Annotated in this window: 8 protein-coding genes; 7 read left to right on the plus strand and 1 reads right to left on the minus strand. The window is 43.4% G+C overall.

Annotated elements, in window-relative coordinates:
* Nucleotides 1-57: 57 nt before the first annotated feature.
* Entirely contained in the window at nucleotides 58-639 is a 582-nt protein-coding gene (locus M8998_RS01585) for a hypothetical protein (protein WP_249990240.1), read from the minus strand.
* A gap of 578 nt (nucleotides 640-1,217) precedes the next feature.
* Between M8998_RS01585 and M8998_RS01590 the strand changes: the two genes are divergently transcribed.
* The 7 genes from M8998_RS01590 to M8998_RS01620 all read left to right on the plus strand — a co-directional run bounded on the left by M8998_RS01590 (nucleotide 1,218) and on the right by M8998_RS01620 (nucleotide 16,872).
* Nucleotides 1,218-1,808 carry a hypothetical protein gene (locus M8998_RS01590; protein ID WP_249990241.1) on the plus strand — a complete coding sequence of 197 codons (591 nt, stop codon included), beginning with the start codon at nucleotides 1,218-1,220 and terminating at the stop codon, nucleotides 1,806-1,808.
* Nucleotides 1,809-1,832: 24 nt separating this feature from the next.
* Nucleotides 1,833-2,489 carry a hypothetical protein gene (locus tag M8998_RS01595; RefSeq protein ID WP_249992440.1) on the plus strand — a complete coding sequence of 219 codons (657 nt, stop codon included), beginning with the start codon at nucleotides 1,833-1,835 and terminating at the stop codon, nucleotides 2,487-2,489.
* A gap of 86 nt (nucleotides 2,490-2,575) precedes the next feature.
* Nucleotides 2,576-3,319 (plus strand): hypothetical protein, encoded by a 744-nt coding sequence (locus M8998_RS01600; RefSeq protein WP_249990242.1) that lies wholly within the window; start codon nucleotides 2,576-2,578, stop codon nucleotides 3,317-3,319.
* Entirely contained in the window at nucleotides 3,316-4,899 is a 1,584-nt protein-coding gene (locus tag M8998_RS01605) for a lipase family protein (RefSeq protein ID WP_249990243.1), read from the plus strand. Before M8998_RS01600 ends, M8998_RS01605 begins: the two co-directional genes overlap by 4 nt.
* A 29-nt stretch (nucleotides 4,900-4,928) precedes the next feature.
* Complete coding sequence (locus tag M8998_RS01610; protein ID WP_249990244.1) at nucleotides 4,929-14,447, plus strand: DUF6603 domain-containing protein; 9,519 nt, start codon at nucleotides 4,929-4,931, stop codon at nucleotides 14,445-14,447.
* A 6-nt stretch (nucleotides 14,448-14,453) separates the two neighbouring features.
* On the plus strand, nucleotides 14,454-15,953 hold the full coding sequence (locus M8998_RS01615) for a hypothetical protein (RefSeq protein ID WP_249990245.1): 1,500 nt from the start codon (nucleotides 14,454-14,456) through the stop codon (nucleotides 15,951-15,953).
* 55 nt (nucleotides 15,954-16,008) lie between these two features.
* Entirely contained in the window at nucleotides 16,009-16,872 is an 864-nt protein-coding gene (locus M8998_RS01620; protein ID WP_249990246.1) for a hypothetical protein, read from the plus strand.
* The last annotated feature ends 10 nt before the right edge of the window (nucleotides 16,873-16,882 follow it).

Here is a 16,882-nt window from a genome sequence, read left to right on the forward strand (position 1 = left end):
TTAAGCAAGCGAGAAGTAAAGCAATGTTGGATAATGCAATTGTCAGATAGAACAATGTCATGATTTCTCATCGAACAATAAATAGCCTTTAGTGGTTGCGCAAAATGGTGGACAAGGCTGCGACCAATTGTAAGCATTGCTATCTATACTCTCCAGTTGTATGTTTTCCGATAGACCGCTTTGATGTTGTAGAAATATTATTGTCGGTACTTCTTCGGAAAATACATCAGATTTTTTGAAACCAAATAAACCAAATACTTTTTCGTTGCCGGATCCTAAGTCTTCCAGGGGTATGTCAAACACATTGAAGATGGTCTTTCCGGCAAACTCTTTCAATTGCTTATAAAGCCAATCTGACGAATACCTGCGCCAATCTGCGATTTCGTGAATGAGTGTCCTTTGTGATGAAATATTGTGATTGAATAATGGTATTTCTTCGTGATATGTGCGAGATATAACCTGGAGGTCTGGCGAGAGGACAGATTTATACATAGACACCTTTGTTTCTTTTTCGACCAAAGTAAGGTTATCGGTGAAGGCTTGTAATTTAGTGTAAGCATATTCTTCCAAGTCGAGCTCCCGATCATCCTGACCCAAGGGGAATAACATCAGAATGATTTGATCCTCGAGCTTTCCCATATAGGCGTGAAAGTGTGTTGTCTCATTGTATTTCCGCAACCATTTTATTTCTGATTCCAAAAATATAAAACCATAATTGGGGGGGATCATCTCAAGAAATTTAGCACTGTTCTTTTTAGAAGATAACCAACTTTGAAGTGCCTTTTTGCATTGTTCTTTTGGTAGCATAGGTAAATAATTGAATGTTAGTAAATATAATTAATTGTGGTGTATATCCCAATTTTCGAACATGATACGTCGATTTTTTTCTCATTTTTCGGAAATATGAACTTATCTGCGTACGCCATTCGGTATAAATACGCAATCACATTTTTACGTTTTTACACGCTATTTTCACCTACCAGAGTTGCCTAATTTTAGGTATCAAATGGTGGCCAGACACCATTATAAAAAAAGCAGGCAATACCAATGAACTAAACGAGTAGCATTGAGAAACTAAATTATGGCTATGACTAAGAAAAAAAAATCCTTCATCCATTGTATTATTCACCGTTCGGGGTATTTACAAGCCACTTAACCATGTCAGTTCTAAAATTTTTTAGAAATAAAAAAATCTAAATCATAAAATCAATTTTCATATGAAGAATCTAGAAGATCACCACAAAAAAAATTTCATTGAAGTTAATGAGCGTTTGGGATTAGCGCCCGACGAATACATGTTTAAAATGTCGCATGGCGCATTTGAAAACGATACGGTTGTATTTGCAGATGACCTATCAAATGGACATATCATCGGCAAATCTATATCCGTTGCTTCTATAGCGGAATTGAAGCGGTTATCGGGCGTACCTAATGATGGGGAAGACGATCATGTTGTATATCCTGTAAAAGGGATGCTGGGTAGTAGCGCTAATGAAGCAGCAATTACTAAGCAAAACATTACAGAGGACATGAAGAATGAAATGACAAAAGCGGCTAGTGCTTATGTTCTTGGAGATCCGGAAAAGGTTAGGGAATATGAAGACCTTATCAATAAGTTGATGTTTCCGGGAAAGGCCTTGGTTTTTTCTGCAGAAGATTTATACATAAAAAGTGGGCAGACATGTGTTTTAGGTAAGAGCGGAGATACAGAGCTTTACAATTTTGGAACCATTACCATTGAACAAGGCGGACAGATACAAGTTGTCGGAAACACCCAAGTAACCTGCCAAATATTTACCCAACTATAATAATTGATCTTAAAAAGAAAGAACATGGCAACATCGATAGATTTTTTTCCAAAACCATATGATAGTCCTGCTCCTAAGGGTACGGATGCGACTAAAGCGGGTAAAGGTACTCCTGGCAAAGACGGTACATACACCTACAATTCTTCTAACTGTAATTACGATTGCAGCAGCGCTCCTACCAACGGAGATACCGGTGGTGATGGACAAACCGGGGGTAAAGGTACAGATGGCGCCGATGGTATTGCAGGACCAATTTGTCCATGGACGCTAAGAGACATTGTTGGCGACTTGATCATCAATGCTGGTGGCGGTGATGGTCAGACAGGCGGTAATGGCGGCACAGGTGGTGATGGCGGTGATGGTGGCGATGCAGGAGTTTTGAATCCGAACAACTACAATATCGGCAATTCTTGTACTGTAGCAAAGCAGGGGCCTCAAGGTAAAGGTGGTCAAGGTGGTCTTGGTGGAAATGCTGGTAACGGGGGCCCCGGCGCACAGATTATTATCTACTACGATAAAATGCCGGGTAATATTACGACCAACATCGCATCAGGACAACCGGGTAATCCAGGCACTGGGGGTAACCCGGGTAATTCAACTTCTGGTAATCTTGGCCCTGGCGAAAATGGTACTAAAGGAAAGCCGGGGTCTGTATCAACAATTACACTGTTGCCTCAGTAAAATTTTTCCATTTTATAAACGCATTGCTGAGCGTGCTGTAGAAGTGCGCAACAGTACTTTTTTAGACGAACGTAAATCAGCCTATTATGGTAAGTGATACAACATATAATACCATCTATATTTTTATTAAAAATGGGGAAGATGGGAAAGATGGCGCTATTGGACTCAATGGGGTAAATAATAAGGACAATAATACCGGACAAAATGGAAAAGACGGTTCTCGTAAGGTTTGGAGATGCTCCTGTGCAACAAACGGAACTCAAGGAGCGCACGGAGATTATGGTGAAAAGGGTGATGATGGTACTACAGGAGAAGATGCTCCTTCATTTATGTTAACTGTGACCGATTTTAGTATACCCTCGGGTTTTAATATCCTTAGCCAGGGCGGAAATGGGGGTAAAGGTGGTGACGGTGGCAAAGGTGGCAACGGAGACATTGGAGGCAATGCCGGAACAAATAACAAAAAATGTCTTGACAGTGGTGACTGTCCTCCGGGATTGGGGGGGCTAGGCGGCGATGGAGGTCAAGGCGGATTAGGTGGCAATGGCTTCAAAGGTAGCAATGGTGGTGACATCACGTTGTTCTACTATAACTACAACCCAGACATCAGTAAAATAGGGATAGTAAGCAATCCTGGTACCGGTGGTAAAGGTGGGAATGGTGGTGAGGGTGGCGTAGGCGGTGCTGGAGGCACCAATGAACCGCCACCAGGAAGTCAACCTTCCAATGCAGGAAAAGGGAAAACCGGGATTAATCCAGGTGGAGGATCCTTAGCAGATAATGGATTACATGGCACAGTCATCTTTAAACAGATAAAAAAACAGCCATGAGCAACACAGTTACATCTTCATTAAAGATACTTCTGGAACAGCTTGCTTCACAGGCAAACCTTCCATCACTTACCACTTCCGGCCCGGTACTTCCAGACGGATGGGTTGTACTGACCATTCTGGATAGTAAACCGTCCAGGCCTTACGTACCGATACAGGGTATATTGGCTGCTGGTCCTAATGAAGATGGCGACTTAGTGCTTGTCTTATCATTTGGGATGCTGTGGAGCAATTTTTATAAAAATAATACGACAGGTTATCCGCTTGCGCCAAATGATTTCACGCGGCTGTCCTCCGATATTATCGGCAAAACTGCACCATCGAAAGCTATGGTAATGACGGTGTTCGCAGATGCCTATAGCAAATCACGAAATGATATCTGGAATGTACTCGGCTTTATAACAGAAGACTATTCGGCCTGTCCTCTATACACCACAGGCATGGGCTTAGCGGCGCCTGTCGCGCAGCTGTGTGCTATGGATATGCGCGCGGAAAATACAGGCCCATTAAAACAAGATGCACCTAAAATGCTGGACGAAGGGTGTGTCTTCTCTGCACCAAAATTTGCAAAACCTGATTTTGTAAGCTATTATAATTTACAGATCACCAAGAACAAATTTCCTGCTCAATGTACGGTATGGGCAGCTTCACAGGGATTAATCGTCGATTTCTTTCCCTTAAATGGTGATTGTGGGTACTTAGGAGAATTAAAGTACATGGATACCGTGTCCATACCTAAGTATGATGTTCCCTGGTGGGAGCGGAGTGATGTGTATTACCTACAGCAACTGGGAGGTGAGCCGACCAAAAACTCGGTTATCCCTGTTACATTTTCTACGTTACCGACAGACTTTTCACGTAACCTTTCCTATACCTTATCTCTGATGGTCGCAGCGACTTATCAAAGGGCTCAACACCCTGATTCTTTGGTGATAAATATTGCACCTTATGAGGTTTATAAAACCATAACAAGTGCCGCTGCGTTTGCGACAATTTTCCAGAGTCCGGATTCTGTGGTGGTTGCTTTCAGGGGTAGTATCAGCTTTCAGGAGTTTTATACCTACAATTGCAAGTCTACTTACGCTTCTTTAAGTTTCATTGATAATTCATCTGTATATGTACATGCGGGGGCCGCAGCAATCTATAACCTCCCCGTAGAAGGTGCTTCCACAACTGTACCAACTACATTGGCGGAAGCGATAATAGCGGAGCTAAAAACCATAGCACCAAATAAAAATGTGTATCTAACTGGGCATGACATCGGTGGTGCGGTGGCAAGTATTGCCGCTACAGACTATGCGCTTAACGATTGTGGTTTTCAACTCAAAGCATTGTACACCTTTGGAAGTACTTTACTTTCCACGATTTCTTTTAAGACTCTCTTTGATGCACATGTTGGCTCCAAAAGCTATCAGTTAGTGAGGCTTCAGGACAAATTGCACAATGCAATCCAGGCACTAGGATATTTTACTATAATGAACCCCATAACGATGAATGGACAACTGGAAATAGAGGAGTCTACCTATCATTCCTTAACAGGTTACATCGGGTTATTAAATCCAAATGGCATTCGAATATGACGCCTATAGCACATTAAGTTTTATCTATCATGAAAAACAGCACTTACAACGATACCCATACATTTACCGAAGATGCTTTTGATGCCAATAATGACGTGTCTTTTTCGGAGCTTGATCCTATATTGGGAAGTTTGGGCGAAATGGTTGGCCTTCTTGACAAGGAAAATGGAGAAAGTGAAGTCTATCATCTCAACAATGCCTGGTTTAAAGACCCTATAGAAAATACGAAAAGTGGATTTACCGAAAAGTCTGCACATTTTGGAGATCTGCTCGGGCAACTATTAGGTAAAGTAGGGGGCAACGCATTGGGAATTCCGGTGATAGATCCTTCATTGTTAGGCACCTGGTATCCGGTGAAGTATGATGATAAGCTTACAGGGCTGTATTTTGTGACCTATGAGAGAGGAACGGAAACGGTTTTAGGCTTTGGTGTTTTACATAGTTGGACAGTTACTTCTGATAATCCATTAATAAAAGTGAATGTATGGGGTCAGATACCTTTTTTGAGAATAGATAAAGGCCAGGTAAACATCACTTTCGATACGCCGGGTTATCCTATCAATTTTGGAATTGCGGTAGAGGGCGCTAAAGAAGATAGCCCTTTAGTAGCCATTAATGATGTTTCCTTCAATGCTGTAAAAGTAAACGCAGGGATTGATTTCGCTGCTGACATTCCTTTTCAGTTATCTGTTCAGGTGCTTGCATTAAAGCTTGCCGGAGATAAAAAGCCAAGCGACCGGACTTTAGCAGACCTCGAAGCGATAACGGGACAACAGATACTGGAAACAGTATCCAGTCTATTTGTCGGTGCTTTAAGTAAGGTGTTTGATACGCAGCAAACAAGGATAAGTTATTTTCCGCCTCTATTGGGATTGAGCTCTATCGTGCCAAATTCTGACGAAAAATTACCGACACTTGAGTGGTACGAACTGTTTAAAATTGCTTCTAAACCAGCCGATTATCCCAACGGTGCTGCGACTCCGTTTATCAATTGGTTCAATACCATAAGTGCTAATCCAGCACAGTTAAAAACATGGCTTTCCTGCCTGGGAGGTTTTATCGGCGTTACACCAGTGCAAGCTACAGGAGCCGGCACCAGAAATGATCCATTCCAGATTTCATTAGTCAGTGTGAATGAAATAGGAAAATTAAACTTTACAGTAGGAACAAATGTAGTTGAGGAAGGTATTCGATATTTTTATCCGGGAATATCATTTGAAGGAAAAGATATTGTATTGGGGGATTCGGATATTGCGCTGAATCTGGAGGCTGATCTGGAGCTGGCACAATTCCAGCTTAACGGTAAAGATGCTAAGGCGGCTCCGACCATTAATTTCCAATTGAAATGCGACCTGCATAACAAAAATGAGGAGCAGCCTTTATGTGAATTTGATGATCATGAAACCGGGAGGTACTGTTTTGGAAATCTCGAAGGCGGAATGTCATTCGGCATATCGGGCCGCGTAATTCCTTATTTCAGACTAAATAAGGTGGATACACCATCCAGCTCTTTTGAGACGATTGACTTGCTTTCTCCTTCACAATTGGCAAATGCCGGAGCATCCGTATTAAGTGATGGTATTAAGACATTGTTAGGAGTAACATCAAAGGAAACCAATACATTTTCCAATAACGTTGCATCACTTATAGGAGTAACAGTGCCCCATAGCGCAGGTACGCTCTGGCCAGATAAACTAGCCGCTCCATTCGATGCGACGCAAATGATTGACTCCATTACGAATCCGATAGGAGCATGGGCAGACTATTATTTGAAGGCACTGCGGTATGCTCCATTGGTGAACGGGAAGAAAGCATTTACCTATATCGTGCAGGATTTTGCGCAAATGCTGAATGCTGGAATAGGAGTCGAAACGATAACAGTTACGGGTGACGGCACGCAAGATGCTCCCTGGAAAGCGGGTATATCACTTACCGATGTTTCCTTACCAGCCTATCTTACCGCCTATCAGGTAGCTGTAGGCAAAGACGCCGTACGTCTTGTCTTGGGATTATCCCTGGAGCCGGAACTAACTTTGCTTGAAACCAAGGTTGTACCAGCCATAGTACTTGATTTTGTAAGCGTTGATTTTCCATCGCCCGATAATCCAAATCAAGCAGTTGTAGCCGATTGGCTTCCGCTGATCGCTGCCAAATTAACCTTGCCCGACGGATTTGACACTCCGGAGGTTGCCGGTATATCCATTAGCGTCAAGAAATCGCAGTTGTCTGCCACGTGGAGCAGATTTGGCGGTTGGAACTGGTCTTTATTTGTTAATAAGCCGTCTTTAAAATTAGATGGAGAGGATCTGGCTTTAGGTCAGGATCTTAATTTCAATGACCAAAGTGCACTGGAAGACCTCGTAATAAACGGTGTGGCTACTTTTGGGCCTTTTCTGACGGGAGCATTAGGAGCTTTCCTAATGCGAAGCAATACTAGAGCGGGATTATTAACGACTGGTGCTTTTGGCCTATTAACCGATCTGTCAAAATCACCTATTTTTCCGAAAGGATTTAAATGGGATGGTTTTACACAGTTTAAGATTGCCGATTTTCATCAACCATGGACTGCAATCAGAAATCAGTTCATATCCAATTTTGATTCCGAGCAGAAAGCAAAAAGCTTGCTGGCACTTTTATCTTGGACGATAAATTCTGATTTGGAAACTCCCCCAACAATAGGCGGGAGTGGCAGCTTTATTGATCCCTATAAAACGCCACTACCTCAGGGATTTGAACTGCCCGTATGGTATGATGCCGGCACCAACATTATTGGTACAGGTATAGGGCGCAATGATAGCTATCACTATAAAAAGTCAGCGCTTAATTTTCAGTTTGACCTTGAAACAAGATTAAATGCCATCGAATATTCCTTAGCCAATGAAGAGTTTGTAAATGCCAATAACTGTCCGTCTTTTAGCCTTTTAGGCACGCTATCCAATCCGGATGGACCCTTAGTAGATTTGCCGCTTGATGCTGGTCGTGTTGGTAAAGTGATATTGGGTCTAAATCTAAGCATGACAGATGCTGTCATCAAATTTGAACCTGTCGTAACGATGCTTGATGTTACGCTGGCAGGACAGAAGAAAAGAGATTCCTTAACCCTTAATGACATCTTAAGTCCTGATTTTGCTGCCAGCCTTCAGCAATCTTTTTACACTATTTTAAATCAGGCTGTACAGGCGGCCGCAGGCCAGGTTAAAGATGTGCCCGGCTTTAAAACGACTTATGAGCTTCTATCTTTATTAGGGCTTGTAACTACGAGAAACAAAGAAAATGATCCTTATGCTATCAATGTTGACGGATGGAACGGACTTTTGGCGAATTTTGATACGTATATAGAAAATCAACTTTCGTCCTTGCTGACCAATGTCGATGCAAGAAAACAGCTATTCGGTTTCTTAGAGAATATTTTTGATATCTCTATTCCGCAATTCCCAAAACCACTGTTAGATCTCCTGCATGGCTTAGGCATCTGTGGCCCTTCAGAGCAGGGGTATCCTCTGTATCCTAAAGCATTACTGGAGATATGCTCAAGCCCTGTAGACAGTATCCGTTCGCGCTTTGAAGATTTATTCTCTAATACGACATCGCTGACCGCATTGGCAAAGGAGCTGGTACAAGATATCCCACCGACGCAATGGGGCAGTTTTACATTCAGCACCAATAGCAGTGGCGTAGTCACTTTATCTGTATTGCCGAAAGATGCATGGAAGCTAGGTACCTTTGCGGAATTCAGTGGAAGTTTTAGCCTTGATCTTATTAACTCATCGCTGATATTGACCTTAGACGGATACTGCCCGGTGTTGGGCTTATCATTAAGTAACACGATAAATTTAAAATATCCGGTAAGCCAGGACACTATATTCACTTCCAAAATAACTTGGGGAGACGGTAGCAAACCTGCTGCCGACCCATTACAATTATACCCATTCAACGGACAGGATTTTGTAGATCAGCTGTCTAAAATTGCTCCGGCCTATGTACTGAACGTACTTCTAAATGCCGTATTGGAAGACAGTTTATTGAATAAATATCCATTCTTGCAACAGGTGTTTAGTGGGCTCGGTCTCGCTACAAAAGTAGATTCTTCTCAGAAAGCCGGACTCGTTATGGCAGCAAACGGGCAGGAGTGGAGCATGCAATCTCTTTTAGGAATCTTGAAAGATCCGCTGCCGTGGTTGCTGTCAGATAGTGTTTTGGGGCACGACGGTAGATTTAATGTGGGCGCGCTTGTACATTTACTGAGCAATCTTCCAAAAGTATCAACAGAGAGTGGCATTATGGTAACTCCACTTGAAAACGGTGCGAAAATCTCTGGTCTGCCATATGGACTAGGCATAGACCTTACAGGGGAGAATGGCGTAGCCTCGTTCCTGTTTGGCACCAAGAAAATAGATATTGCAGATGGCACGGCGGTGCTAGACAATCTAAGGCTTAAGGTCGATCTCGATGCCAACTTCCAACCGGCATTTGCAGGTGCTCTCGATATTTCTACCACAAAAGCTGATTTTCCATTTTACCTATCTGCAGGTTTCGATAAGCAGTTTCTGCTGAAGATATCCAGAGGAACTCCGGATAAACCGGAAGGACTAGACCTACAGCTGCTTCCGTTTTTAGGATGGGGCAATATCGCAGGACAGGCAGCAGGCCTAGCGGCTGCAACGCTAGTAAAAGACCTTACTCCTAAGTTGCTGAAAGCATTATCTGAAACTAAAGCAAAACCATTTATTGATAAATTGACTGGTTTTGCAACAGCTGTAGACGTAAACGATCTTGTTACCGCATTATTAAAGATACTCACTCCACAAAATTTCCGGGATAAAACCCAAACAGAGCTTTTTGCCATGGTAGAGGAAGCAGGGTTAAGCTGGCTTAGAGGCAGATTTAATCCTGATAATGCGGCCACAACTGCTGATGCCGTTAAAGCGTTGCTGGACGGTGTTGTGCCCGGCGAACTCACCACCAACAAAGGGATGATATTGTTCAAACCGGGTGAAAATTTCCCGGTACTAAAAGCAGGTTTAAACGATAAGAATCTACTAGGACTATGGGCAGGGCTTGAACTCCCTAAGCTAGAAATAGTAGACATTAATATAGCGGATGCCGGTGCCGGAATTGATATTAACACTGGGGAATTCGATTTTAATTTCGGATTAGACATCATGATTCCGGTAGAAGGAGCGTCCGGACCATCGCTTAACCTGCACTATGTATCAGCAGATGGCTTTGTGTTAAACATAGATCCGCTAACTAGTAAGACAGAAACAGGAATGGTCAATTCGTCCTTGAAGCGACAGCTCCTTCCTGAATTTTTTCCAGGACCCAATTCGTTGTCAGACAAGATGAGCGAATGGATATTTAGCGTGTTTAAAAACGTAGTGCCTCGCTATATATCGGCACTTATACTCAATCAGGAGAGCGTACATGCCTGGCTGGAAGCGCCGGTTATAAGTACAGGATCTGGCGCGCCTTCTCCGGCATTGCTCCTAGAGGCCACCTCACTCATCGTAAGTAGTGGAGCAACAGAAAAGAAATATTACCTCAACTCATTTGATAACCTTTTAAATATTACACCAGAGGCTTTCTTTGGCAATTTGCTCCAAACTTTAATGCAAAATGAAATCACGCTATTGAACTTTGGTGAAGGTAAAAAATCAAGTATTAAAATTGGTCCTGATCCAAATCACCAAGGAAATTACGGACTGCATCTCTTTGCGCCAAATTTAAAAATTGATGCAATACCGAACATTGTATTGCAACTGGGTGATGAAGACGACGAATGGATAAAAGGCAGTGGTGGAGATAAACTATCTAATCCCGGAATTGGCATATACCTGCCGATCAAATCGGACGCTGAAACAAAGGGACTGTCCGCCGATTTCACAAGAATCAATCTGGTATTTAATAATGTAGGCTTTGATATAGTGGGCACCAAGGGCAAACCATTGGTCGATTTCAGCCGGTTTGTCATCAATGCTATCAAGCCACGTGTATTGTTTGATCTGAATCTTAACGGAGGTAGCCCCGAGATTACATTTGGCGCGGCGGCTACGCTGGAAGACATCGGTATTTCACTGGCACCGTCCAATATGGTATCCGGAGCAGAAGGCAATCCCATTGCAAGCAACTTATTGGGTTCCGGCGATAAGGAGAATGAAAATAATCCCGCTACCAATCCTACTTTTTCCGTAACAGCCGGGTATACCAAAAATGTATACGTCAATCTGAAAAGCAATACCGGTGATGGTACGCAGGTGATACTTCCTGTCCAAAGATCATTTGGTCCATTGTATGTGGATAGCCTTGGGTTGGGCTGGGATGCAAAAAGCTTGGAGAGATACCTGCATTTTCTATTCTCAGGAAGCGTGGAACTGGCAGGATTAAAAGCTACGCTTATTGGCTTGGATGTGGGATTACCTACAAATACCCCAGCCGATTTTAAAGCCTATACATTAGACCTTCAGGGCTTGGACATCAGCTTTGATGGAGGTAGCGTGAGCCTCGATGCCGGATTACTAAAGCAGACAGAACCGTTTTTATGTTATAATGGTACAGCAGTCATCAAAGGAGGATCATTCTCTTTGATGGCGTTGGGTTCCTATGCCGAGATACCCGTATCCAGCCAACCGAATGCTGCTACTGCGCCATCATTATTTGTTTTCGGAGTATTAAATGCACCATTGGGTGGTCCACCGGCATTCTTTATTACAGGAGTTGCCGCCGGCTTTAGTTACAACCGCTCTATCATGATACCCTCGATAGAGAAAGTACAGGAGTTCCCACTGGTTAGAGGAGTTGTAGAAGGTAGCTTTACCAGTAATGACCCAGTGGAGGCGCTTAAAAGCCTTTCCGAGATCGTTAAACCTGAAATAGGACAGTACTGGGTCGCCGCCGGATTGAAATTCAAATCTTTTGAGTTGGTGAATACCGTGGCCTTGCTGTTTCTGAGCTTTGGTAAAGAATGGGATATCAATCTGCTTGGTTTGAGTTATGCCACATTACCACCGGAAGTGCCGGAGATCGCGATTGCTTATTTTGAGCTTGCTATAAAAGCATCCTTCAAGCCCACCGAGGGAATAATTTCTGCTGAGGCAAGATTAACACCAAATTCTTATGTGCTTACCAAAGATTGTAAAGTAACCGGCGGATTTGCATTTTACCTATGGTATAAAGATATAACAACGGACGACTACAAAATAGCTGCCGGAGATTTTGTGATCACTCTCGGAGGGTATCATCCGGCATTTAGTAAGCCTGTGTACTACCCTGATGTACCACGCCTTGGTATGCAGTGGAAAATGGATATACCAGTAGGTAAGATCAGCATTGTTGGAGGAGCCTACTTCGCACTTTGCCCTACAGCAATTATGGCGGGTGGTTACCTGAATGTGAGCTATGAACTAGGACCTTTAAGTGCCTGGCTGAACGCTTATGCCAATTTCCTGATAGAGTGGAAACCATTTTATTTTAATGTAGGTATTGGTATTACCATAGGAGTTGCTTTTGGCACGACCATAGCGGGCGTATCTGTCACGCTTAAAGCAGAATTGGGTGCCAAACTTTATCTGGAAGGTCCACCAACACATGGGTTTATTGAGGTTAATTGGTATGTGATTTCCTTTACCATACCTATCGGATCGGGTGATACCAATAAAGACAATCAACTTACCTGGGAGTTGTTCGAGAAGAGTTTTCTGCCAGCCAACGCCAAGTCAGACGATAGATCAGCACATCAAAGCTTCATTGTCGATAGCTTTAAAGCTGAAGGAACTCAACAGGAAGTGGTCAAGTGGACTGCTCAAAAAGGTATGCTGAGTACAAATACCAATAGCGAAATATGGTTGGTAAATCCTGTTCCCTTTTCTGTATCTGTACAGTCGGTAATTCCCACCAATCTGGTCACGGTTAGCGGTTCTGATGTTAAAATAATCGGAAAACCTGTAGGAATACGTCCGATGGGTTACATCAACAACCTTGATGCTCCCTTTACGATTGCCATTGTAGACGAAGGAGGAAACGAAATTGATCTGAAGAAAAACGAAATTACGCTGACCGCTATAACTAATGGAGCACCATCGGCATTATGGTCGAAAGAAATGCTCGACAAAAAGCAGGCACCGGATGCATCAACCATGCTTATTGAAGGGGCATTATTTGGGTTAACACTTGCCGCAGATCATTATAAAATCCCCAAAAACTTACCTGCTTTTGATTTGAGCAACCTGGAATACGACGATAATCCGTACAGACTGCTTCCATATGCACTTGTGCCTTCCTATCCTGCAGCATCTTTGTATCCGGATCAGAACAGGTCGTACACGATTATCAAACGATCCGTCATGAATAGTGAGGTAATCGCTAAACGTGAAGGCGTATTTAAAGCGCTTAGGGCAAGTGAGATCAACGCTCCTGCAAATCCGGATTTATCGGTCATGGCATTTAGTGCAGAAATGATACTTCAGGATCTTCCTGTAATTGCAAGGATTGGAGTTTACCAAAATGGTGGGCAGGTGGTCGGTGGTAATGCTCTTCCAAAAGTGACGAGGATTAAAAAAGTCATATCTAAGAAGAAAGAGATCGGACAGCCACGCCTGCACGCGGTAGTAAAAAGATACAACAGCAGGGCGGTGATCAGGGGTTTGCGGGATGCTACATTAAGTGACTTGCCCACTTACAATACCTTAGTGAGAGCAAGTTGGTCCGACAAGAAGGAGGTTCCGCTTACAGATAACCTACCATCTCCTAATTTCATTACCGTACACGATGGAGGTGTAGCTATATGGGAAGTAGACGAGAAGAGCCTTGTTACCGTCAATAACGATGGAGATCTTCCCGTTCTGGTATTCTCATTCAATAAGTATAGAGAGATCACCGAAATGAAATTCTTCGAATCAGGAACTACCTACACACTTCCTGCTTTTACGGCGCAGGTGGTGATACAAGGCTATGGACAGCATATTGAAAATGCCGTTGGCTGGCAGAGCAACACGTTGCTCTCCAAAGTCAATTCAGTATGGGCACTCACAGACAGGGCGCTGATAAGGGTACAGAACAGCCAGCGCATAACCGTTCCGGGAACTGGCAAGCAAATGGGGCTTATAGATACCTGCTATATGCTTGAAAACAATATGGTGCAAGGTTTAAATGGTCTGGAACCGGGCTGGATACAGTCGCTATTTCCGATAACATGCAAGTACATTGCGGTACTTACTGAAAGCGTGATTGAGGGCGATACCGATCTCTTAACCACCATAACAGCCGGCGAAATTCCTCAAAAGGCGGGACTTACTATTCCGTTGAAAACCCACATACACGAGGGCAAGACCACGTTGATCTACGCCGTGCCTGAAACCAAGGATACCGATACGTATTATGGCGTAGTGACCAAGCCGGGCAGTAGTGACTTAAGCATCATCGGTATGTACGGAATTAATAACCTAGAAGAATTTTCGGGAAATCTTTGGAACAGCTTATCGCTTGAATACGGAGCCATAGACCTGGAAGCCGAAAACAACAAATCATGTACTTTAAATGTAACGGCTAAATAATTAACAATGAGCACAAGTATAATTACACAACCGGATACCATAGCAGCAGGACAAATTCGTTTTTACGACTATATCCAGCCGCCCTTACCTGCCGGACAGTATATCCTAAAGGCCAAGCAAGAGGTAATAGGAGTGACCGATAACGAGAATCCATTATATCTGGCAGATCAGCCGCTGTTGGTCGACGGCCCCCGCTTTATGATAGATCCGGGTACGATACATAGTTTATTTCCGCCGGCAAATATGCAGGGTAATTATGATAACTCACTGCCCAACATGGTTTTTAGCAATTTTGCGCTACCCTGGTCCCGCGAAATAAATCCATCGGTCTCTGCAGAAGAAAAAAAGCGGAGGTTGAAAAATGCAGCAGAAAATCCAACAGAAATAAATCAGATCCCATGGATCGGCCTGCTTACCATTTATGAAAACGATATAACGTCTGGAAAGCTGTCAAAGCCCGAAACAATGACTGTTGCAGAAATGCTTACTCCCAAGGATAGTGTGTTACTGCCCGTGCTCGGAAGTGTGATCAACGAATCAGCCTCGTTAACAGCAATAGATGTAGATCTTACTTATTTTCAATCTATAGCCCCAACTTGTGAAGAATTACCTTATCTGGCTCATGCAAGAGGTGTCAATACAGGAGGAAAGGTGTTGCTGGGCATGGACGACGACGGCTGTTTTTCGGTGGTTATAGGCAACAGGTTGCCTATGGCAGGAGCAAAGAATTATGTCTATTTAGTTTCTTACGAAGGACATCAAAATCATTTGCCTCCCAACAAAATAGCAGGTTATGACAAGATAAGGCTGGTAGTATTGGGATCATGGCAGTTTACCTGTAATGAAGCAAGAGCCAGCTTTAAGGTGCTGATGAATGATTTATGTGAAAAAGGCCGAGGAGGTGTAACACTGTTACAACTGCCTAAAAATGAAGAAACAAATACAAATGCACTGGCTAAGGAAGCTTTAGAAATAAGTTATGTGCCGCTGCAAAACAACCTGCGTGAAGGAGAAACATCTACCTCCTGGTATCGGGGGCCAATCGTGGCTGCGCCAACGAAGCGAAGCTTTACTTATGGTCCGTATTGGTACAGTGACCACGCCATACATTACGATCCAGAGTATGGGTTATTTAATCACGCGTACAGTGCCGCCTGGCAAATAGGACGTTTATTGGCTCTGTCGGACGGTTCTTTTGCTAACGGACTCTTCAACTGGCGTAATAATTACCTGAAAGGAATCACTCAAAAGGCTAAAAATAGAAAGCTGCAGGCAAAAGCTAATGCCATCGGGTCCAAGAAAGCGGAAGACTTGACCATGGTAACAGGTACTTTAAGCCTGTTTACAGATAAATTCAGGAACATCTCTTGGCCGGTTTTTGAAACACGCAAAGAAAAACTATTAGGCGATCACTTACCTGGGGTACTTGATGATCGTGAAATGGAGGATATTATAGCGAATGATGGCGATCTCCTTCTGGAATTGGTTAAAAAAATAAAAAGTTAAGCGTATGAAATCCTGGGGAAATAGAAAATCGCTACATGAGTCTGTGGTGAAAAATATGAGAGATATTTCAGCTTCTAATAAGGAAGAAAATAAACCTATGTTACCTGATAACCTCGCAGAATGGCTAGCACAGCTTACACTCTTGTATGGTGTACCAACGGAGTATCTAATTCCAGACCCGAGGCTGCTGCCCTCAGAGTCCATTCGCTTCTTTTTCCTGGACAGAAACTGGCTTGACCGATTGGTGGATGGCGCACTAAGCGTAGGTGTACTTTCCACCAAGGAAGCTGTATTTAGCGAAACCTTTTTTGAACAAATATACAGCCAGGTGGATCTGGCACAGCTAAAATTACGATCTACACTTCGCAATGAGTCTGCAAATATCGCTACGACAGGTGGTACAATCTCTGGATTTATTTTTCGTTCGCAGGTGGTGTCAGGCTGGCCGGGATTGGAGATAAATGCTTACAAAGGTGCTACTCCGCTAAAGATCTTAAGGATGGACAGACTCTCGCCGGGAGTGTTGCTATGTCTGTTTTATGATATGCCCGATCAAGTTGACTTCTCTGAACCAGCTGAAGGACTTCACTTTGGAATTACCAGAGACATAAAATCTCCAGATTTTGCCGTTTCCCTACGTGGTTTGGGGTATGGCAACTATGCGGCGGGACAGCAGATCATTGGAGCAGAAGCTAAGGGGCAGTTGAGAAAAAATGGCGCGGAGGGCGTGGTAGATATCGCCGGACTTGCGGCCTCTATGCAACAAGAATTGAATGCAATAAAGGCTCTCGAAGGAGAGTTGCGCCCTGGCGGTTTTGCTATCCAGCTTACTCAGGGAGCCGGGAGGCAATCTTATAGGATAAAGGATGAGAAGGGTAAGCATTATCCCACATGTACATTTACAATTAACAGCTTATAAACGACAAAGC

Source organism: Sphingobacterium sp. lm-10, from assembly GCF_023554555.1.
GTDB lineage: Bacteria > Bacteroidota > Bacteroidia > Sphingobacteriales > Sphingobacteriaceae > Sphingobacterium.